Origin of the sequence: Kribbella sp. NPDC003557 (assembly GCF_040610805.1) — a bacterium.
Classification (GTDB): Bacteria; Actinomycetota; Actinomycetes; order Propionibacteriales; family Kribbellaceae; genus Kribbella.
In genome coordinates this window covers 285,407-305,223 of sequence record NZ_JBEXMY010000002.1, presented here as the reverse complement: position 1 = coordinate 305,223, position 19,817 = coordinate 285,407, and the positions used below count along the sequence as shown (strand labels likewise).

At 67.9% G+C, this 19,817-nt stretch carries 18 protein-coding genes, 3 tRNA genes and 1 pseudogene; 10 read left to right on the top strand and 12 right to left on the bottom strand.

Annotated elements, in window-relative coordinates:
* Nucleotides 1–100 precede the first annotated feature (100 nt).
* Both ABZW60_RS07385 and ABZW60_RS07380 read left to right on the top strand, forming a co-directional pair.
* On the top strand, nt 101–886 hold the full coding sequence (locus ABZW60_RS07385) for a GntR family transcriptional regulator (protein WP_355474887.1): 786 nt from the start codon (nt 101–103) through the stop codon (nt 884–886).
* Entirely contained in the window at nt 883–1,509 is a 627-nt protein-coding gene (locus tag ABZW60_RS07380) for a GNAT family N-acetyltransferase (protein ID WP_355474886.1), read from the top strand. Before ABZW60_RS07385 ends, ABZW60_RS07380 begins: the two co-directional genes overlap by 4 nt.
* 20 nt (nt 1,510–1,529) lie before the next feature.
* Here ABZW60_RS07380 and ABZW60_RS07375 read toward each other — a convergent pair whose 3' ends face one another.
* Complete coding sequence (locus tag ABZW60_RS07375; RefSeq protein ID WP_355474885.1) at nt 1,530–1,781, bottom strand: helix-turn-helix transcriptional regulator; 252 nt, start codon at nt 1,779–1,781, stop codon at nt 1,530–1,532.
* A gap of 1,744 nt (nt 1,782–3,525) precedes the next feature.
* Between ABZW60_RS07375 and ABZW60_RS07370 the strand changes: the two genes are divergently transcribed.
* Entirely contained in the window at nt 3,526–4,269 is a 744-nt protein-coding gene (locus ABZW60_RS07370) for a DUF4145 domain-containing protein (RefSeq protein WP_355474884.1), read from the top strand.
* Between the two features lie 158 nt (nt 4,270–4,427).
* Here the strand turns inward: ABZW60_RS07370 and ABZW60_RS07365 are convergent, their stop codons facing one another.
* The 6 genes from ABZW60_RS07365 to ABZW60_RS07340 form a co-directional block, all read right to left on the bottom strand.
* A complete protein-coding gene (locus ABZW60_RS07365; RefSeq protein WP_355474883.1) occupies nt 4,428–4,733 on the bottom strand; it encodes a hypothetical protein in 306 nt (101 codons plus the stop codon).
* Between the two features lie 5 nt (nt 4,734–4,738).
* Nucleotides 4,739–5,071 carry a hypothetical protein gene (locus tag ABZW60_RS07360; protein ID WP_355474882.1) on the bottom strand — a complete coding sequence of 111 codons (333 nt, stop codon included), beginning with the start codon at nt 5,069–5,071 and terminating at the stop codon, nt 4,739–4,741.
* Nucleotides 5,072–5,225: 154 nt separating this feature from the next.
* Nucleotides 5,226–5,298 (bottom strand) — tRNA-Phe (locus tag ABZW60_RS07355).
* A 45-nt stretch (nt 5,299–5,343) separates the two neighbouring features.
* Nucleotides 5,344–5,420: transfer RNA gene (locus ABZW60_RS07350), tRNA-Asp, on the bottom strand.
* Nucleotides 5,421–5,478: 58 nt separating this feature from the next.
* Nucleotides 5,479–5,551: transfer RNA gene (locus tag ABZW60_RS07345), tRNA-Glu, on the bottom strand.
* Between the two features lie 167 nt (nt 5,552–5,718).
* The gene (locus ABZW60_RS07340; protein WP_355474881.1) at nt 5,719–6,873 is read right to left on the bottom strand and encodes a hypothetical protein; all 1,155 of its coding nucleotides are present in this window, start codon (nt 6,871–6,873) and stop codon (nt 5,719–5,721) included.
* Nucleotides 6,874–7,001: 128 nt separating this feature from the next.
* On the opposite strand from ABZW60_RS07340, the gene ABZW60_RS07335 reads away from it, so the two are divergent.
* The 3 genes from ABZW60_RS07335 (at nt 7,002) to ABZW60_RS07325 (ending at nt 9,440) form a co-directional block, all read left to right on the top strand.
* Nucleotides 7,002–7,952, top strand: coding sequence for a hypothetical protein (locus tag ABZW60_RS07335; protein ID WP_355474880.1), 951 nt, complete (start codon nt 7,002–7,004; stop codon nt 7,950–7,952).
* A 17-nt stretch (nt 7,953–7,969) separates the two neighbouring features.
* Nucleotides 7,970–8,320, top strand: coding sequence for a metallopeptidase family protein (locus ABZW60_RS07330; RefSeq protein WP_355474879.1), 351 nt, complete (start codon nt 7,970–7,972; stop codon nt 8,318–8,320).
* A 97-nt stretch (nt 8,321–8,417) separates the two neighbouring features.
* Nucleotides 8,418–9,440 carry a hypothetical protein gene (locus ABZW60_RS07325; protein ID WP_355474878.1) on the top strand — a complete coding sequence of 341 codons (1,023 nt, stop codon included), beginning with the start codon at nt 8,418–8,420 and terminating at the stop codon, nt 9,438–9,440.
* Between the two features lie 5 nt (nt 9,441–9,445).
* Here ABZW60_RS07325 and ABZW60_RS07320 read toward each other — a convergent pair whose 3' ends face one another.
* Nucleotides 9,446–10,174 (bottom strand): polyprenol monophosphomannose synthase, encoded by a 729-nt coding sequence (locus ABZW60_RS07320; RefSeq protein ID WP_355474877.1) that lies wholly within the window; start codon nt 10,172–10,174, stop codon nt 9,446–9,448.
* A 58-nt stretch (nt 10,175–10,232) separates the two neighbouring features.
* Between ABZW60_RS07320 and ABZW60_RS07315 the strand changes: the two genes are divergently transcribed.
* The 4 genes and pseudogenes from ABZW60_RS07315 to ABZW60_RS07300 form a co-directional block, all read left to right on the top strand.
* The gene (locus ABZW60_RS07315) at nt 10,233–11,564 is read left to right on the top strand and encodes an FGGY family carbohydrate kinase (protein WP_355474876.1); all 1,332 of its coding nucleotides are present in this window, start codon (nt 10,233–10,235) and stop codon (nt 11,562–11,564) included.
* Complete coding sequence (locus ABZW60_RS07310) at nt 11,561–12,409, top strand: hypothetical protein (RefSeq protein WP_355474875.1); 849 nt, start codon at nt 11,561–11,563, stop codon at nt 12,407–12,409. The genes ABZW60_RS07315 and ABZW60_RS07310 overlap by 4 nt, the downstream gene beginning before the upstream one ends.
* Before the next feature lie 39 nt (nt 12,410–12,448).
* Nucleotides 12,449–13,402 (top strand): hypothetical protein, encoded by a 954-nt coding sequence (locus ABZW60_RS07305; protein WP_355474874.1) that lies wholly within the window; start codon nt 12,449–12,451, stop codon nt 13,400–13,402.
* Nucleotides 13,403–13,465: 63 nt separating this feature from the next.
* A pseudogene (locus ABZW60_RS07300) lies at nt 13,466–13,933 on the top strand (DUF6308 family protein); the annotation flags it as partial.
* On the opposite strand, the gene ABZW60_RS07295 reads toward ABZW60_RS07300, so the two are convergent.
* The 4 genes from ABZW60_RS07295 to ABZW60_RS07280 are packed head-to-tail and all read right to left on the bottom strand — an operon-like array spanning nt 13,934 to nt 19,815.
* Entirely contained in the window at nt 13,934–15,811 is a 1,878-nt protein-coding gene (locus tag ABZW60_RS07295) for a hypothetical protein (RefSeq protein WP_355474873.1), read from the bottom strand.
* A gap of 1 nt (nt 15,812) precedes the next feature.
* Complete coding sequence (locus ABZW60_RS07290) at nt 15,813–18,275, bottom strand: glycoside hydrolase family 38 C-terminal domain-containing protein (RefSeq protein ID WP_355474872.1); 2,463 nt, start codon at nt 18,273–18,275, stop codon at nt 15,813–15,815.
* A complete protein-coding gene (locus ABZW60_RS07285; protein ID WP_355474871.1) occupies nt 18,272–18,865 on the bottom strand; it encodes an SIS domain-containing protein in 594 nt (197 codons plus the stop codon). Before ABZW60_RS07285 ends, ABZW60_RS07290 begins: the two co-directional genes overlap by 4 nt.
* Complete coding sequence (locus ABZW60_RS07280; protein WP_355474870.1) at nt 18,862–19,815, bottom strand: ROK family protein; 954 nt, start codon at nt 19,813–19,815, stop codon at nt 18,862–18,864. The genes ABZW60_RS07285 and ABZW60_RS07280 overlap by 4 nt, the downstream gene beginning before the upstream one ends.
* Nucleotides 19,816–19,817 lie beyond the last annotated feature (2 nt).

Below are 19,817 nucleotides of genomic sequence, written 5' to 3'. Positions count from 1 at the left end.
CTTGTACCAACCTTTGGTACATCACCAACCATAGGGACGCATTATGGACAGGTCAAGAGGAATGGCACCATTTGTTGGGACAACTTCGAGAGGAGGCGGTATGGCCCAGTCGGACCCCCTGTATCAGCGCATCGCGAGCGACCTTCGCGACCAGATCCGCACGGGCGCGATCAAGGCCGGCGACCGCCTGCCGACCGAGGTCGAGCTGCGCGAGCAGTACGACGTGTCGCGGAACACCGTCCGGCTTGCGCTCGGCGTGCTTCAGAACGAGGGCATGATCAGCAGCACGCAGGGCAAGGGCACTGTCGTTCGCGAGCAGGTCATGCTCACCTATCACGCGGCGTGGGCAGAGAGCCGCGACCGGCACGCGAGCGACCAGACGGACGCTTTCTACGCCGAGATGCGGGACCAGGGCCGCAAGGGTGAGTACCGGGACTTCGAGATGCGCATCAAGCCCGCGACCCCCGAATTGGCGGCGCGCTTGCGCGTCGACGAGGGCGACTCGCTCGTTTCCCGCGCAATCTCCCGCTTCGTCGACGGGCAGCCGTTCAGCCTGCAGGACAGCTACTACCCGATGGACATCTCGCAGGAGTGTGGGCTACTCACTCCCCACGATGTGCCTGGTGGTGTCATCCGCGCCCTGGCTGCGAAGGGGCACACAGAAATTGGGTACGTCGACGAGCTGACAACCCGCATGCCGCGACCTGACGAGGCTCGGAAGCTCGGGCTCAGCCAGGGCACGCCAGTGCTGGTCTACGTTCGTACGACGTACAGCGACAAGCGACCGCTTCGCCTGACGCTCACGATCTTTGCCGGCGACCGTAACCGAGTCGTCTACGAGCTGGGCGACCTGACCGCGTACGCCGAGAACGGAGGCGCGTCGTGATCGTCGAGCAGGCCACGATCGAGGACTTGCCCGTCATCTTGGCGATGCGGACCGAGGCCAGCCAGTGGCTCGCCAAGCGCGGCATTGATCAATGGGCCGTTGCGTGGCCGAACCCCGAGGCGCAGTCCGAGCGCATCCTGTCGAGCATCCGTGCCGGTGAGACATGGATGATCCGCACGGACAACGGCGACACTGCCGCCACGGTTGCGCTTGACTCGTTCTCCGACCCCCAGCTGTGGACGCCGGAGGAGCAGGCCGAACCCGCCATGTACCTGCACCGGCTCATTGTTCGACGCAGGTACGCCGGTCTCGGTGACGACGTGATCGACTGGGCATGCGAGCGCGCCGGCCAACTCGGAAACCGCTGGGTCCGCATCGACGTTTGGACCGACAACATCGGCCTCCACCGCTACTACGAGAACCGCGGCTTCAAACATGTCCGCACGCTCGACTTAGCGCACTACCCGTCGGGGGCACTGTTCCAGCGTCCGGCCACTGACTGGCGAGACCGCAAAATGTCTGAAGTCCTCGCCGAGAAGCCGCAGACCCTGCCGACCAAGAACAGCCGCTTCGAGCCCTTCGAGCGGGCACTCTGGCCGGTCCTCAATGAGCAGACCATCTAGGGCCCGTACGGCACCGCTGATCAGTCGAGACCGAGGGTCCGTAGGGCGTCTTCGGGAGCGCCTTGCAGCAGCTCGCGCAGGTTCATCTTGAGCGCGCCGCAGAGGGCTATGGCGTCTGCCAGCGTCACCCGCCGCGTCCCGTTCTCCAGCGATCCAACGACCGAGCGAGTCCAGTCCAGTTCGTCCGCCAGGTCTTCCTGCCGCATCCGGTGACGGGCCCGAGCGGCGCGGACGTTGCCAGCAATGAGCTTGTCTAGTTCGTCCGGCGTCATGCGCAGATCTTCCCGCGCCGCTCAGCCCGACGTCACGCGGAGAAACGCGGCAGAATGCCGTGATTAGCGGCCTAGGGCCTCTAGTAGCGACGTGGCGCTACTATCTCAGTTGTGGCACCTGAAAATCAGTCACACCCGAACCATCTTCTGACCGCCGCACGTATGCGCACGGTGTCACGCATCGCGCCCGGACGACCGATGGGTCGCGCTGAACTTGCCCAACGGGTGGCCGAACTCTTATATGCGGTCAACACCAAGCGTTACCCGATCACAGGTCACTACATCGCCAAGCTAGAGCGCGGGGTGGTGCGGTGGCCATGCGAGGAGTACCGAGCAGCTCTCTGCCTGATTCTCGGTGCGAGCATCGACGCTGACCTGGGATTCCACCCCCCAAGAAGCCGCCGAACATCAGTCGACCACTGAGCCGGAGCGCGGGACCGGCTTGTACTTCCGACTCACCAGAAAGCGTTAAGCGGGCGAGCGGCGCACATCGATCCCTAATCCATCCGTCAAGGCGACGGCGTCTCCTGGGCATCCTCCTGTGCCGGGGGCGACGGATCTGTTTTGGGAATGCTCCTACGCCACTTCCAAATTCGCCAGGCGCCCAACAATATTGCGAACAGAACAAGCCATAGGAGGCAAAGTTCCCAGCCTGCATCGGGATTGGGTGCATCGTCATCTCGCTTGATCGTCGGATGCGGCCAATGGCTAAGAAGGCGGTGTGCCTCGTCGCCGGACCCTACGACCATGTCTAGCGGTCGACCGAGTATCAGCACCGCGCAGAAGGCGGCAGCTGCCGCGAGGCCGCATGCTCGTCGTCTATCTGGCCAGGTGGAGCTTTTCGGCAGGGTTCCATAAGCAAGGAGAACCACTAACAAAATAAGGCCGATCAGCGTGGAACCCCAATCGAATGGGCCGGGTATGGTGAAGGACGCAAGGACGCCGGCGATAACTACCCCTATGATCGCGGCATCATGTTCAGGCTTCCCCGACTGTGGTTCTTCGTGAGTGCTCATCCATCAAAAATCGCAAGTCCCGGTTGCCTTGGCAAGGCGTCGCCAGGCCATTCGCAGAATATCGCCGGCATGAATCCGCATGGGATCTCCACGCCGGGAGGATGACGGACTCCGGTGATGTGAGCTGCGCTGCCATTGCGAGCTGCGGGGCACCTAACCAAGCGCTTGCGCTAACGGCCGCCGACATATGTCAATCACGCGTCGGCTCCCCGGTTGCCCGGAATATCTTGACGGGCCTCGATCCGGGCGTCTGGCCGTCCAGATCACCTGGCGGACGAGTGTCGCGCATCAGTCGACGGAGGACACCTGGTCGTCGCGCCTCTCTGCCGGATTGACCTCTTAAGAATCAAGGGCGCGCCCGCTGGGCGCGCCGCCCGGGTGGGTCGCGCCCATGCGCCCTCCGGCCGAACCACGCCCCACCCGGGCGGCGCAGCGGGCGCGCATTGACCAGATGCCTCCGGCGGGGGCCTCACGACTCCGGGATGACGGGTCCGGCAGGGCCGCGCAGGTTGTTGATGGTCGGGGTGCGTCTTCCCGCCTGCCGCTCAGCCCAGTCAGGACCTATCAGGAGCCACCAGAGGGGCCAAGATCGTTCGTCCGGTAGGGCGCTCCATCTTGGCCCCTCTGGCGTCTCCTGATCGCGCTACGCGTGGGCTGAACGGCAGACGGGAAGACGCAGAAGGCTAAACCGATGTGCGGGTGGTGCCATCAAGTGCACAATCTGTGGCATGGCTGCATCGATCGTTCAGGGTGGCCAGCGCCAAGGCCCTGATAGAAATCCGGACACGCTCCCAACTCCACAAGACCTCACGGGCCCGTGTCCTCGCTGCGGGCGCGTCTCCAATTTCCAGCACGAAGACAATAAGTTGCTGGTGGCTGGCGATCTGGTCGCGGGCACCGCTCAGGTGCTGGAGTCGAGCCACGTGCTGAGGTGCAAGGGCTGCATGGAGGGTCTAGTCGTCATCATGCGCGATGGCGCGGGAGTGCACTGGTATCCGCCGCCAGGAGCCGGCCTGCTGGACCCTGCTGTGAATGCTGAGGTCGCATCGTGTTTCGACGAGGGCATGCGATGTCTCAGCGTCGGTGCTAACCGTGCTGCGGCCGTGATGTTCAGAAGCGCGCTGCATTGCTTCATCAAGGACAAGGGCAGCGAGCGTGCTCAGAAGGAGCGTCATCTCAAGAACGCTCTGAAGCACATGAAGACGGATGGTGACCTGCATCGGTCGCTGTGGGACTGGGCTGACGAGTTGAATCAGCTCGGTAACGAGGGAGCGCACCCGGAGGACTACGACGACGTCACCGATGCTGAGGCCACGGCGCTGGCTGACTTTGTCCGTCAGCTCGTCAAGCTGGAATACGAGATGGGTGCTCAGCTCGCAAGGGTCCGCAACCGAGATCAGAGCGCCATCGCAGCGGAGAAGGCCGAGACCCCAGCGGCCCCGAAACCAGAGCCTCCGACGCTTTTGCCGTGACTCGGATCTTGCTAACGCGTTTGCTAACAAACGTCGTGGACGGCGATGGACGGCGTGCGGCAACCCCGGCTCGCATCAGGCTCAGGCCATCATGTGGGAAGGGACTTGGTAGACCCCTGTCGACGGTGGCTCAGCAACTTTGAATCTCTCAGATTCGCCTAGAACGGCAGATCGTTGGCACCCGGCTGGTGATCGGTGTCGTCGTCATAGATGCTGAGCACGTTCACAGCCCACTCGCCGTCTTGGTCCGGCTCTTCCTCAAGAAGGATGTGGAGACCCGACCGCGGCTGGCACAGCCAGATGCCCTCACTTGGGTCCAGCTCGCAGAACCAGCGAGTCATCCACTCGTCGCGCTCAATGAGGTCGACCAAATCGACCAGGATCTCTCGATCACCCTCTTTTGCCTGGCCGGAGTTGAGCCAGCCCATCATCACGTCGAGGGAGTCATTGTCCAGCCGCGCCATAGTAGCTATCGCCGTAGAGCGGTGATCGCATCCTCGGCAGTGACTGGCCGGCGATCGCGCTCGTGTCGAGATCGGGCACCGTGCAGATGCTTCTGGTACATGTCGTCGCTGCTGCGGCGCACCGTCGTACCAAGGCTGTCGATCGCCGACTGAAGGATGCTGATGTTCTTCGTGCGGTGGTACACCAACCCGGCGCGCAGCAGATGACGTACAACCTTCAGCAGTGCCTCTCGGGGGAGGTTCCCCACCACATACATCGCTCGGTCGAGTGATTCGGATTCGGCTTCGGTCAGGTCCTTGTCGGTGACATGCATGCGTATCCCCTTCGCATCGGTCACTGAGCTCCAGCGTACGACAGACCTAGGACGGTTTTGATGAGCGGTGAGTCGGGATCGGCGCGTGCAACATCCGTGCAACTACGGACGGTCGTTCAGGGAGATTCGCGGGGACTGGCGGTCGGGCCAGATTGGCCCGATTCACGCTCAAGAAGGGTGGTCAGGGGCGGTCTCGAACCGCCGACCTTCCGCTTTTCAGGCGGACGCTCTACCAGCTGAGCTACCTGACCGGGAGAAAGTTCGGCGGCGGTGTTGTGGACACCGCCGCCTTCTCCTGGCGACCCAGACGGGACTCGAACCCGCGACCTCCGCCGTGACAGGGCGGCACGCTAACCAACTGCGCCACTGGGCCTTGCGACTCGATGATCCTACAGCATCTTCGAGCTAGGTTTTGCACCGGCCTTCGGCCGTATCCCCAACGGGATTCGAACCCGCGTTACCGCCTTGAAAGGGCAGCGTCCTAGGCCACTAGACGATGGGGACTCGGACCCGCGGGAGCCGAAGCTCCAGGGACAGCCGTAAGCATAGAGGACATGTTGTCAGGCTCCAAAACGAGTTCCTGAAGGGGCGCCGTACACAGGAGAGCAGCTCGGCGTACGGCGCCCCGGGCCGGGTGGGACTGACCGGCCCGGACAGCTGATCGCGCGACGTCAGGTGGTCGCGTCAGGGGCGATCAGCTGCGGGTACTGGGCGGAGAAGAGGTTGTAGAAACCCAGTGCGGGCAGGACGAAGCCCTGCGGCCGGGCAGCGTCCGCGAGGCCGGATGCCCAGAGGGCGGACCGCATCCGCTGGTTGGGGGTGCCGTGGTGGCCGGCGGCGGTGAAGCCGCAGTCGCCCAGCTGGTAGAACATCTGGCCGAAGGCCTGGACCCGCTTCCAGTTCATCGCCTCGCCGCGGGCGTGTGTGAGGAAGTACGCACTGAATGCGTCGGCCATCAGCTCGGCCCACCGTGACGACTCCGGCGCCGGCAGATCGGTCCGCATCAGACCGTCCGAGTACTGGATCTGGTGGCCGAACTCGTGCGCCAGGATCGCCTGCGGCGCCACGTCGCTCAGTCCGACCTTCGCGAAGCCCTCCAGTACGCCGTCGCCGAACACGATCCGCCGGTGCGAGGCGCCGTACCCGGGGACGTTCTCGCCGCCCGGCGCCGCGTACGCGTTGAAGGTGAACAGGGGCAGGTCGCCGTATCCGAGGGCCGCGCTGTTCAGCTCACGGGCGACCAGGTCGGCCGAGACGCGCGAGGCGGCCGGGTCCGCGCCGTACAGGACCGTGAACACCCGGTAGTCCCGCTCCGCGTCGAGCATGACCCGCCCGTGCGCCGGCACCAGCTCCACGTCGCTGGACGGGATGTCCCAGAACCCCTTCAGCTTCGCGAACGTCTTGTTCACAGTGTGAGTGAACTCACCTCGTGCGCCGTAGCTGAACGTCCCGCTCTGCGGGAAGTACACGGCGTCCAGCATCGCCATGTCGAACAGCAGCACATGCAGTACGGCGAGACGCTGCTCGAAGGTCCACGCCGCGACGTCGGGCATGATCGCCGCCACGACCGGGGGCGTCGCGCTGGAGCACTCGTACTGCGTCGGGTCGATCGCCGCGAGCAGCGCGTCCCGGACCGGGCTGTCGGGCAGCCCGAGCTCGGCCCGGACGGCCTCTGCCCGCTCTCGCATGGCAGGCAGGTTGTCGACGACCTGCTGGACTTCCGGCGACACGTCCTGCATCGCACCGGTAGCCGAGGCCGGTGCCGCCGTCAGACCGAGTGACAGGCCGACGGCGGCGACCGCCGACCAGATCAAGCTCTTTCTCATGAACACTCCTTGGGGGACCGAGGGAGAAGCGGCATCAGTATTGGCAGCCGCCAGCGGCCGTCACGAGGTCTTGGAGCTGTCAGAATCCGGCATGGCGAGAACCTGTCGCCTGCTGATACACAGAGGCCATGGAGCCGCTCCAGGCGCTGGGTGTCTCAGCACCGGCCGAGACGCTGTACCTCGACCTGCTGCAGAGCCCTGGGACGACAGCGGACGCCCTCACGGCCCGTTACGGCGACATCGAGGCCTGTCTCGCCGAGCTGACCGCACTGGGCCTGGTGGAGCGAGCCGACGGCACACTGGTCGTCCGGCCGCCACGGCTGGCCATGGACGCCGTAGCGGAGCGGCACACCACACGGGCCGCTCTGGCTCGTGAGAGCGCCGACTTGCTCACAGAGCTCTGGAAAACGGCTGCTGGGAAGCAGGACTACCTCGAGGTGCTGCCGACGTACGACGCGGCGCAGTCCGTGCTCAACTCGGTCCAGACGGACGCCCAGGAGCAGGTGCGGGCGATGACCATGGGCAACATCGCGGCCCGCGAGCTACGGATCGTGGAGGGGCTGTTCGACGCGCTGCGACGTGGCGTGCGGTACGACGTCATCTACGGAGCGCACGTCCTGCAGGATGCCAGCGCGCTGCACCTGGTCCAGGAGTGCATCGACGCGGGTGAGCAGGCGCGGGTGTTCCCGCACGTACCGCTCAACATCACCATCGTCGACGACCGGTGGGCCCTGGTCGGTGCGCGGACCGAGGTACGCCGGGGGCCCGAGTTCGTCGCGCTGGTCGTCCACGACTCACCACTGCTCGGCGGTCTGGAGCGGATCTTCGAGGCGCTCTGGCGGATCGCCGTACCGATCACCGGCGGGACCGAGCTGAACGACGTGACGGCCGGCCCGAGCCTGGAGGCGAAGCGGCTGCTGACCTACCTGAGCGCGGGCCTCACCGACGAGTCGATCGCCCGCGAGTTCGGCGTCAGCGAGCGCACCATCGCCCGCCGGATCGGCCGGCTGCAGGAGGCGCTGGGGGCTCAGACCAGGTTCCAGCTCGGCGTTCAGGCGTCCCGTCAGGGCTGGCTCTGACTCACTACGCTGGCAGCGTGATCGAGATGAGCCGGGCGGACTTCGAGGTGCTGGTCGCACAGGCGCTGGACGAGGTGCCGGAGGAGCTGGCGGCGCTGATCGACAACGTGGCCGTCTTCGTCGAGGACGAGCCGCCGGCCAGTGATCCGGACCTGCTCGGGATCTACGAGGGCATCCCGCTGACCGAGCGGGGGCACTACTACGGCGGCGTCCTGCCGGACCGGATCACCATCTACCGGAACCCGACGCTGGCGATCTGCGAGACCTTCGACGACGTCGTCGACGAGGTGAACATCACCGTCGTGCACGAGATCGCGCACCACTTCGGCATCGACGACGCCCGGCTGCACGAACTCGGGTACGGCTGACCGTAGGCCGATCGCGGTCCGGTGGGGTAGCCTCGGGCGGCCGGTTTCGGGGACCGGTCCGCCTAATCTTTTGAACGATCTAGTGAGGCCCTCGCCCGTGAGCGATCAGCACTCGCCTGCCTGGAACCCGGACAGCCGCCCCGTCGACCCGTACGGTGCCCCGCAGGACCACACCGCCCCGCTGCCCCAGTACGGCCCATCGGCGCAGCAGGGCCCGCCACCGCAGTACGGCCAGCCCCCTCAGTACGGACAGCCAGCCCAGCACGGCCAGCCACCCCAGTACGCCGCGCCACCACCGCAGTACGGCACGCAACCGCAGTACGGCGGCCCGCAGTACGACCCGTACGGCCCCAACCAGCAGCCGCCGCCGCCCAAGCGCGGCAAAGGCCCCTGGCTCGCCGCAGCCGCGGCCGCAGCAGTGCTCGCGCTCGTCGGAGTGACCGTCGTCTTTCTGACCCGCGGCGACGACACCGCTTCAGCCGACGCCCCGGTACCGACCGCCACCTACACCGATGGCGTCTCCACCCCCACCGTCAACCCGTCGACCGAGGCCCCGTCCAGCGAGCCCCCGTCCGCCAGCCCGTCCGCCACAGCTCCGAGCACGCCGTCGGTCGCGCCAACGACCCCGGAACGGCGACGCACGCTGAAGGACATCGACAAGGGCATCCTGGTGTACGACGACGTGTACGTCGCCCCCGCCGCCGGCTGGCGCAAGAGCCGCTCGACGACGTACTCCGTCACGCTCGGCGCCACGACCAAGGCCGGCGCCGCCATGGCCGTGGTCAACCCGGCCGGCATCGCCCCGCGCACCGCGGTCGTCGCGGTCGCACAGGCGCTGATCAAGGCCGACCGGCTGAAGGCCGCCAAGATCGGCGCGGTCCGGACCGTCACCCCGGCGAACTCGAACATCGGCGCGCAGGCCACGACGTCCTACTCCGGCCGCTACACCGCGCCGGACGGCACGGTGTTCTCGATGGTCGCCAGATGCACGACGATGACCGGCGTCGAGTCGATCCACAACGTGACGGTCACGCTGTGCGTCGCGGCCCGGAAGGACGCGCAGAAGGCGGTCTTCCGGGACGGCGACCGCATGCTGGTCTCGCTGGCCCGGTCGATCTAGTCGAGCTAGGAGCGGCCGAAGAGGAGTTTCCAGGGCATCAGGGCGGATTCGAGCTGGACCTTCAGGCTCATCTTGGAGACGCCCTCGGTGCGCTCCTCGAAGCGGATCGGGGTCTCGGCGATCTTCAGGCCGCGCTTGACCGTGCGGTAGTTCATCTCGACCTGGAACGAGTACCCGTTGCTCCCGATCGAGGCCACGTCGATCCAGCGCAGGGTGTCGGCCTTCCAGGCCTTGAACCCGGCCGTCGCGTCCTTGACGTGCAGCCGCAGGATCGCGTTCACGTAGAAGTTCGCCCACGCCGACAGCGCGCGCCGGTGCCAGCCCCACTCGGCCGCGGCCGAGCCGCCCGGCACGTACCGGGAGCCGATCACCACGCCGGCGTCGGTGGTGCGCAGCATCTCGACCATGGTCGGGATGACCGAGGCCGGGTGCGACAGGTCCGCGTCCATCTGGATGACGATGTCGGCGCCCTCGTCGAGCGCGCGGGTGATCCCGGCGACGTACGCGCGGCCGAGGCCGTCCTTCGCGGTCCGGTGCAGGACGCCGACCTTCTCCGGCGACTCCTTCGCCAGCTCGTCGGCGACGTCGCCCGTGCCGTCGGGGGAGTTGTCGTCGACGACGAGAAGCTCCAGGCCGGGCAGGTTCAGGTCGGACAGCAGCCCGGCCAGCACGGGCAGGTTCTCCCGCTCGTTGTAGGTCGGTACGACGACCACGATCTTGGCTAGCTCACCCATGACTTTCCTTCGTCGGAGACACCGGACGCTATCGCATCCCCGGCTTAGGGTCGTGCAGGTGATAGCTCTTGGTGTCGATATCGGTACGACGAACCTGAAGGTGTGCCGAGTTCCCGACGGCTCGGTGCGTTCGGTCCGTACGCCGGACGACGCGGAAGCCCTGCAGCACGCCGTGCGGCGGTTGGTCGCGGAGCTGTCGGAGGGACAGCACGTCGATGCTATCGGCATCACCGCGATGGCGGAGACCGGCGTACCGCTCGACCGCGACTACCGGCCGCTGACGCAGCTGATTACGTGGCGTGATCAGCCGGGGGTGGAGCAGGCGCGGCAGCTCGATGCGGCGGACCTGTACGCGCGGACGGGCCTCCGGCGCAGCGCCAAGCTCCCGGTGGTGACCTGGCGGTGGCTGCGCGAGACTGAGCCTGCACTGTTCGCCCGGACTCGCCTGTGGGCCGGTGTGCCCGACCTGGTGCTGGCTGCGCTGACCGGCTCCTATGCGATGCACCTGACACACGCGCAGCGTCTTGGCGTACTGGACCTGCAGAGCCGTCAGTGGGACCCAGGGCTGCTCGAGTGGGGCGGGCTGGACGGGTTGCCGGCTGTGGTCGAGCCGATGGCGGTCGCCGGCACCACTCCGGCCGGTGTGCCGGTCGTTCTGTGCGGTCACGACCATCTGGTCGGCGCGTGGGCGGCCGGGGTGCGAGAGCCGGGGCAGGTGGCGGACTCCCTCGGTACGGCGGAGGCGATCATCACACCGAGCCCGGGACTGGTGCTGAGCGACACACTGCGGCAGCAGGGCATCAGCATGGGGTGGTACGTCGACGGAGTGCATGGCTGTGCCGTGTCGGGGAACGGCGCGGCCGGCGGTCTGGTGGAGCAGCGTCTCGCGGCGCTCGGGCAGTCGTACGCCTGGCTGAACGACGTGCTCAGCCCGGTCGACGGTCCGAGCGAGACCTTCATCGCTCCTTATCCACAAGGCCGCCAGGCGCCGGCGCCGTCCGAGGAGTCGACGTACGACGTGACTCGGCCGGTGGACGATCCGGCTGAAGAGATGCGGGCGCTTGTGGACGCGTTGAGTTTCCATGCGCGGTGGATGACGGAGGAGCAGACACGACTGCTGGGGATTCCTTGGCGGAGCACGGTCGCGTTCGGCGGTCCGGTGCGGCTGGGCGGGTGGATGACGCGCAAGGCGCTGACGTCCGGAGGGCGGTCGTTCGCCGTACTGGAGGACTCGGCGACCGCCGCGGTGGGTGCGGCGTCGATGGCGGCCGAGGTCGTGAGCGGCGTGCCGGCAGACCCCTTGCGGGCAAGGCGGATCGACGTTCGTCCACAGGCTGGCGAGATCTGGGATGGCGCGTTCTGGCATCGATTCCATAAGCTGCTCTCATGAGCCTCGACGCACTGGCATACCCGGACGGAACCTTCGCGATGGTGGCGATGGACCAGCGCGAGAGCCTGCGCACGATGCTCGCCGACCACGGCCGGCCCGACAATGCCGAAGCGATCCGATCCTTCAAGTCCGCCGTCGCCGAACACCTGGGCCCACTGGCGTCCGGCTTCCTGGTGGACCAGGGGTACGACGTCCCGCGCGGGCCCGGCTGGATCCTGGCGGCCGATGCCCTGACGCAGGAGCGCGGCGGCCCGGTCACCGACACCCACCTCGACGAAACGGTCGACCCGGGCAAGGCCCGTGCGGCCGGCGCCGTCGCCCTGAAATTGCTGGTCATCTGGAAACGCGACAACCAACAGACGCGACGCCTGGAGATGGCTGCCGAATTCGTAGGCCGCTGCGCCGCCGCCGGTCTGCTCTCGGTCCTGGAGCCCGTCGCGCAGCCCGCGGAGGACGAGCACGACTTCGACCTGAACGCCGCGATCCTCGAAGCAGCAGCGGCTCTCGGCCCTGTCCGCCCCGACCTCTACAAGGCTCAGGTCCCGAGCCGCGGCACCGGCAACCCGGAAACCGTCCTCGACACCTGCCGGCAACTAACCGACACACTGCAAGTCCCCTGGGTAGTCCTGTCGAACGGCGTAGCCCGCGACGACTTCCCGAGAGCCGTAGAACTCGCCTGCCGCGCCGGCGCCTCCGGCACCCTCGCCGGTCGAGCCCTGTGGACCCCAGCCCTGGAGACGGAGAACGCGGCCGAGACCCTCGCAAGCACCTGCCGCGCGCGACTGTCGCTGATTGCCGATATCGTCCGCGAACACGCCCGCCCGTGGCAGAAGGTGAGCCGCTGACCTCCGCCGCCGGGCAACGCTCACGGAGGGGAGAGCACGATGCCCGCGACGAATCGGCTCATCGATTTCAGCACGCCGTACTCGAGAGGCAACGAGGGCGAAGAGCTGCGAGCCAGCTCGCTGCAACTGATCAGTCAGCTCTTGCGGCTGCAAGACGTCGCCCCGCGGCATCATCGCGAGCTGCTGTCGATCGCGCTGTGGAAGTGGACCGAGGCGCCGGGCGGGAAGCCGTACCCGAAGTACAACATCCGGTACGTGTCTCGCGGCGTGCTTGCCGCGAACGAGGCCAAGATCAACCACGAGCACGTGTGGCCACGCAAGTGGATCATCGACAAGCTGCGATCGCGGAGTGACTGGCCGACCAGCGAGCTCACGGAATTCCTCGACAGCCATGGGGTCGCTTGTGTCGTCACGATCGAGGAACACGCGAGTCTCGGCGGCAAGCGACGGATGGGCTGGCAGCGCTATCTGGACGCGGGCGTCGACGTCTGGGATCGCGAGCTCGGTCGATGGATGGACTTCGGCGGTACGTCGTCGGAACCAACAACCGCTGAGCCAGCGACCTCTGAGCCGGCGGACTCGGAGGCAGACGAGGTATCGGTCGTCGATGGGGTCGAGCTCGAGCAGATCATTCGCGAGCGAGCAGGGGCCAAGGCGGACCTGCTCATCGAGATCGCCCAGTCGGCCGAGCGCGAGCTGGCTGTCGCCGTGCCCGGGGGTACGCGCGATCCTGCCCAGCCGATCGGTGCCTACTTCCGGATTCACGACGCACAGATCGAGGAGCCCACACCGGCGGTCGCCTACGTGCACTGGAACGGCAAGGTCTCGTTCCGGCTGACGGACGACGACCTTCCGGGCGGCGATCTCGCAGGCCTGACCCGGGCAGCGGACCCGAGATACGGCGTCGGCTGCCAGGTCCGCGACCGCGAGACTCTGGGGACGGCGCGACAACTCTTGTATCTCGCCCTCACCAAGCTGCGAGGCGACTTCTGATGCGCGGAGCCAGCGTTGAGGTCGGGAAGGTGACCATCGGTCTCGACACCGCTCGGCGTTGGGTGCGCGAGTACACGGACGTCGGACGGTCTCCGGCGGATCCGCGATGAGCTTCAGGCGGGGCTCGCAACGATCGATCCGAAGCGGCCGCTGGCGGAGCTCGACGACTCCGAGATCGCAGAGACGACACATGCCTTGTACGGAGTCCTGGACACAGATCGGCGACCGCACGGCGTCAGGACAACCGTGTTGTCGAAGGTACTGCATCGGAAAGCGCCGCACGCGCTCGTGCTCAACGACACGTGGGTCCGCGCGTGTTACGCCGGGGCGGCCGGTCCTGTCCGTGTGGCCAAGGACTTGACCGCGGTCGAGTACATGACCCAGCTCACCAGTGCTGTCCGCAAGGACATCCTCAACCAGCAAGCCGGCCTCGCGCTGCTGGATGCGGAAACGGGGACGCCTGGGGTGCTGAGTCACGCGCGGTTGCTGGACATTCTGGCTTGGAGATCCCAGGGGAGGAGCGTCGACTGATCACCAGTCGAGCGTTGTCAGCTTCGGATTGGTCAGGACGTCTTCGCAGGCGAGGAGGAGCATGCCGATGCTCCAGGAGTGGGAGAGGGTGAGGAGGGCTCCGGGTGGGCCGAAGCAGGTGGTTTGGTAGAAGCGTTCGGTGAGCATGCCTCGGCGGGCGTTGAAGTCGCCGTCGTGGCGGGCGATGAATTGGCGGGCGAATCTCAGGTGGTCGGCGGCCGCGGTGGCATAGGTCTGGTCGTCGGTGAGGGATGACAGGGCGGCCAGTTCGGCTGTGCAGATCAGGCCGTAGTTGTGCAGGTGCTGGTTGGACGGGCTTGCCTGGTCTGCGCCGCGGGTGTGGAAGTTGTAGCGCGCCAGGATGGTTTGCGGGGCGAAGTGGACGTCGTAGCTGTAGCGGAAGGTGAGCATCCAGTCCGCCGCGTGGCGCGCCAGGTCGAGCCACTCGTCCGCCGGGTCGATCCGGTGCAGGCCGACGTACGCGAGCACAGCTGCGTACCCGTCTTCGGAGGTCGGAGCGAGGTCCACGTCCTCCGGTGCGCCGCAGAGCGTCTCGTTGCGGACGAAGGTCGCGTAGTAGCTGCCGCCGCGGCGGGCCGCCTCGCGGAACCGGTCGTCGCCGAACAGTATGTAGGCCTCGGCCATCGCGCCGACCCAGGTCAGGCCGGCGGCGCCCCGCCGCGACAGCACCTCGCCGGAATCGAGGTGGTACAGGCTCCCGAAGTTGCCCTCGGCGTCTTGTGCGGCGAGCGCGAACTCGAGGTTGCTGAGCGCCGCCGCCCGCCAGGCCGGATGCGCGACAGGCTCCGCGGCCAGCGCCCGCACGGTGAACAGCGTCGCCTCCGCGAGCGTCCGCGCGTGCAGACCGCCAGGCACCGGCGTCCACGACTGCTTCCAGCCGCTGTCCGCGTACCAGGTGCCGAAGAAGGTGCCGGCCGGTGTGAGATTGGCGGTGATGTGGTCGATGACCGCCGCACCGGCGTCGACGTACGCCGCGTTGCTTGTACGCCGGCCGTGCCGCAGCAGCGCGTGCGCGTACGGAACGCCGCTCACCCACGCGACATGCATTGCGGGGCGGTCACCGCGGTCGCCCAGATCGCCGGCGAGCTCACGATCGAACAGAGCGGTCTCGATGAGCACGGCAGGATCCTCACGGTAGTGCCACCGCCAGAGCCCGTACGCCGTCAGCTCGGCTGCCTCGGCCAGGTCGACCCACGGGATGACCGGCGGATGCGCCGAGCGGTCCCGCAATGCGCGGAGCACCCGCGCGTAGCTGTGCCGGTCGGCTGACAGGTTCCACAGGCTGACGTGGAGCTGGTGCGACTCACCCGGCATCCAGCGGTGTGAGTCGGCGAGTGCATCGACGCCCCGCGGCTCACCGACGTAGCTGAACGGCTCCTCCCGATACGGCAGCGAGATCCAGATGCCGGCTGGATGATCCGGTCCGGCGCCGAGACCGAGTCCACTGAGCCCGAGCGGCGTCAGGGCATCGACGGACAACGCCACACCGCCGTTGTTGCCCCAGGCAAAGATCGCCGGGGTTGCCGCACGGTCGGCGCGGAACGCCCACCGGTCCGCGACCAGCTGCTCCGCGTCGAGCTCACCCGGCGCGTAGCGCGGGTACAGTCGCGTGCACGCCGCATCACGGTTGGCGCCGTAGAACAGGCCCGGAATCAACCAGTGCGGTGGCCCGTCGCCAGGCACCGGCACCTCGACACGAACCCGGGCATCGGCCGGCGCATCACCGGCATACCGAACGAGCAGCCGGACGACGGACTCGCCCGGGCCGGCCTCGGTGACGTCGACGTCGATGCTCCAATCCGGCGACTCGACGATCGCCGAGCCGTCGGCGGCCTCCACACCAACAGACGCGCGCATGTCAGCCGCCCGGGATCGGCGGCGGTGCGGCGGGATCCCACTCGATCAGGTCGACCTCCGTCGGTGCCGCCTCCGCGTCCGCGGGGAGCCGCAGCGTCTTGATCTCGTGCGGCTTGAACGTGACGGCGAACGATCGGCCGAGGACATCGACCGTGGCCTCGCAGGCTTGGCCCGCCGTCTCGTAGGCGCGGAGGATCGTGGCGCCGTCGTCGTCCTCGGCGCGTTTGAGGACCGAGACGACGACGTGGTCGGAGCCGGCCACCGTCAGGTACGACCGCGCCGACGGCAGCGGACCGTCGTGGAAGCACTCGATCAGCGGTGTCACCGGTTGGTTGAGCTCGGCCGCGCGGCGAACCACCCCGGCCTCACGCCAGCCTCCGTCGTGCGGCAGCAGCCGGTAGGTGAACCGCTGGATGCCCTGATCGAGATACTCGTACACGCCGTCCTCGTCAAGCTGCCGCGGATCGTGCCACGCGTAGACCGGGGAGCGTACCGCGGTCATCGCCAGCACGGACCGGCCGTCGGTCGTCCCGTCGACGGCGAACGAGTACTTACCGTCGTTCAGCAGCGCGACGCCGCCGTGCGCCCCGGTGACATCGACCCAGGCGTGCGAGGGCACCTCTTCGCGATTCTGGTCGCGGACCAGATACCCGTACGGGATCTCGTGCGTCGCCACGGCGCCGGGTATCGCGAACGGGAAGCACAACTTCAGCGCCTTCAAGCGCTCCCGCCAGTCCACCGTGACGCGCACCTCGACGGCGTCCGACTCCGCGTCGAGCACGAACTCCTCGACCAGACGCGATGCGCCGTAGGCCGACTCCACCCGGATCACCTGACGCACCGGCCCGTCCGCGAGCCGGCGGACCCGCCGCACCGCGAACGCGTCGACCGTCTTCCACAGGGAACGGACGCCGTGGCTCCACGTGTCGGTGTCGTCGTCGATCACCTGGGCGTGCGCGACGCCCGCAGCCAGCAGATTGCGACCGTCTGCGGTGGCGAGCGTCTTCAGCCAGCCGGCCGCGGGGTCGATCTCGGCGCGCACACGACCGTTGTCGAGCACCAGCCGCTCATCACGGGCGCCACCGAGGTGGTACGACGACGCGTCACCCGGGCGCATCGTGAACAGCTGGTACCCGAGCGGCGGAACGTTCGCCCGGAACGCGATCCGCCGGCGGCCGCTCGCGGTCGCCGCCGACCGGATCTCCTGGACGTCGAGCACTCGTCCGTCGAGGCCCTCGCGCAGCTCGATCGCTCCGCGCAGCGGCGCCGGATAGCCGAGCTCGAGCTCCACCGTCGCGCTCACCGGCCACGCGTGCGGGTTGAACACGGCGACCGGCACCATCGACGACTCCGCCGGAATGTCGATCTGGCGCGCGATCGACTGGATCGAACGGTTCGCCAGGCGGGCCGCGATCGCCTTCGCCTCACCCACCTGGTCGCGGGCATCCTCGTACGCCGGCTCGATCGCCGTCCCGGCCGCGATGTCGTGGAACTGGTTGAACAGCACCTGCTTCCAGGCGTGCCCGAGCTCCGCGGTCGCGTCCGGCATGCCGGCGACCACGCCCGCGAGCGTGGTCCACTTCTCGGCCGCGAGCAACGCCTGCTCGGCGAGACGGTTCTGCCGCTTCACGCCGGAGTGCGCGGCGTAGCAGCCGATCGCGTGCGGCTGCAGCTCGGTCGGGTGCACCGGGATTCTGTCGAAGGTGCGCGCCTCGTCGAAGAACCGGCGCATCGTCGACGGGAACATCTCCGGGTAGAGGTCCCGCTCGGCGAGCTGTTTGATCGACTCGATGTTCTCGATCGTCGGTCCGCCGCCGTGGTTGCCGACGCCGTAGAACACCATCAGCGGTTCGGTCGTCACCGGCAATTGTTGCAGCGCCTTCGTGACGTGGCCGGAGATCTCACCGCCGGGCGAGCAGTACTCGTGCGGGATCCGGTACGCGAGCACGCGTGACCCGTCGGCCGACTCCCACCAGAACTTCTGGCCGGGCAGCTCGCGTTCGTGCTTCTGCGGACGGAGGAACGCGTACGAGTCGAGGCGCGACTTGCTCAGCAGCTGCGGCAGGGTGGCGTTGTGGCCGAACGGGTCCACGTTGCACCCGACGGTCGCGATCACGCCCAGGTGCTCGGCGAGCCAGCGTTGCGAGTACAGCGCGTGCCGCACGAACGCCTCGCCGCCGGGCAGGTTGCAGTCCGGCTCGACCCACCAGCCGCCGACGACCTCGAACCGCCCCTCCGCGACCCGCTTGCGGATCCGCTCGAAGAGGCCGGGGTCGTGTTCGGCGATCCAGCTGAAGTACGCGACCGAGTCCGCGGTGAAGACATAGTCCGGATACTCGTCCATCCGGTCCAGCGCCGAGCGGAACGTCGCTCGCACCTCCTCGTATCCCTCCTGCCACTGCCAGAGCCACACCGCGTCGATATGGGCGTTGCCGATCATGTGGAGTGGTCCGCGACGGATCATGGTTGCTCCTCGGAGTCGCAGGCCCAGCGGTCGACGAGCTCGCTGACCAGGTGGAGGGCGAGGACGTGCATCTCCTGGATGCGGGCGGTTTCCTGCGCCGGGACGACCAGCGCCAGGTCGGCGGCGTCGGCGAGTACCCGCCCGCGAGCCGAGGTGAACGCGACCGTGCACGCGCCGTTCGCCCGGGCGGCCGCGAGGCCCTTGACCACCGTCGGCGAGGTGCCGGACGTGCTGAAGCCGACGACGATGTCGTGCGGTCGGACCAGCGCGGTGACCTGCCGGGCGAACACGTCGTCGTACGAGTAGTCGTTCGCGATGCAGCTGACGACGGCGGCGTCGCCGATCAGTGCTACCGCGGGCAGCGGCCTTCGTTCGCGGAGGTAGCGGCCGATGAGCTCGCCGGCCAGATGTTGTGCGTCAGCCGCCGAGCCGCCGTTGCCGAACGTGTAGAGCACGCCGCCGGCCGCCAGGCGGCGGATCAGCTCGTCGGCGATGGCTTGCACCTGGGGGAGCTCGGCGCGCATCGCCGCGGCGACTTCCGAGTGCCGATCGAGCTGGCCGTCGAGCAGTCCTTGGAGCCTGGTCGTCACGCGTCCTCCAGCCGCTCGTACGCGATCGCGGCAGCGCCGAGCACGCCGACTGCGTCACCGTGGTGGCTCAGCACGACGTCACAGGCTCGCGCGGCCGGTGGCATTGCCTGTCGTAGCGCGGCCTCCCGCACCGGGTCGAGCAGCTGTGCGCCGGCGCGCGTCACGCCGCCGCCGAGGACGACGAGCTCCGGTTCGCACACGTTGATGAGCACGGCGACCATGCGTCCAAGCATCGCGGTGGTCTCGTCCCAGATCTCGCGCGCGATGCGGTCACCGGCTCGGGCATGCTCGGCGACGGCTTTCGCGGTGATGGGCAGGCCGGTCAGCGTCGAGCCGGAGCCGGCCACGGCCTCGGTGGCCCGGCGGGCGATCGACGTGCCGGACACGTAGGCCTCGGCGCAGCCACGGGCGCCGCAGCCGCACTGCCTGCCCTGCCAGTCGACCACCACGTGCCCGAGCTCGCCGCCCTGCCGGGCGGCGCCGCGAAACAGATTGCCGGAAGCAACGATGCCGCCGCCGAAGCCGGTCGAGACGGTCAGGTAGACCAGGTCCTCGACGCCCCAGCCACCCCAGCGATACTCGCCGAGGGCTGCCGCGGTGGCGTCGTTCTCGACGTACGCCGGGTCGCCGAACCGCTCCGCCACCAACTGACCGAGGGGCACCGCGTCCCAGCCCGGCAGACCCGGCGGCCCCAGAATCACCCCGGTCGCCGGATCGAGCGGCCCCCCGCACCCGACACCCACCGCACCAACCTCGTCGATCGACAGGTGTGCCTCGGTCAGGGCTTGGTCGCCGAGGTCGAGGAGGCGTTTGACGACTGCGGTGGGGCCTTCGCCGACCGCGGTCTCGATCTGGCAGAAGGACCGCATGGTGCCGTCGCGGGCGACGGCGCCGGCGGCGAGTTTGGTGCCGCCGACGTCGAGGGCGAGGACGGGCTGCTGCTGGGTCACAC

Bases quoted from the DNA above. Each gene is read 5' to 3' on its own strand.
- ABZW60_RS07310 (WP_355474875.1), top strand. From the start codon at position 11,561: ATGAGCCTCGACGCACTGGCATACCCGGACGGAACCTTCGCGATGGTG.
- ABZW60_RS07340 (WP_355474881.1), bottom strand. From the start codon at position 6,873: ATGAGAAAGAGCTTGATCTGGTCGGCGGTCGCCGCCGTCGGCCTGTCA.
- ABZW60_RS07370 (WP_355474884.1), top strand. From the start codon at position 3,526: ATGGCTGCATCGATCGTTCAGGGTGGCCAGCGCCAAGGCCCTGATAGA.
- ABZW60_RS07290 (WP_355474872.1), bottom strand. From the start codon at position 18,275: ATGATCCGTCGCGGACCACTCCACATGATCGGCAACGCCCATATCGAC.
- ABZW60_RS07295 (WP_355474873.1), bottom strand. From the start codon at position 15,811: ATGCGCGCGTCTGTTGGTGTGGAGGCCGCCGACGGCTCGGCGATCGTC.
- ABZW60_RS07320 (WP_355474877.1), bottom strand. From the start codon at position 10,174: ATGGGTGAGCTAGCCAAGATCGTGGTCGTCGTACCGACCTACAACGAG.
- ABZW60_RS07305 (WP_355474874.1), top strand. From the start codon at position 12,449: ATGCCCGCGACGAATCGGCTCATCGATTTCAGCACGCCGTACTCGAGA.
- ABZW60_RS07385 (WP_355474887.1), top strand. From the start codon at position 101: ATGGCCCAGTCGGACCCCCTGTATCAGCGCATCGCGAGCGACCTTCGC.
- ABZW60_RS07375 (WP_355474885.1), bottom strand. From the start codon at position 1,781: ATGACGCCGGACGAACTAGACAAGCTCATTGCTGGCAACGTCCGCGCC.
- ABZW60_RS07365 (WP_355474883.1), bottom strand. From the start codon at position 4,733: ATGGCGCGGCTGGACAATGACTCCCTCGACGTGATGATGGGCTGGCTC.
- ABZW60_RS07335 (WP_355474880.1), top strand. From the start codon at position 7,002: ATGGAGCCGCTCCAGGCGCTGGGTGTCTCAGCACCGGCCGAGACGCTG.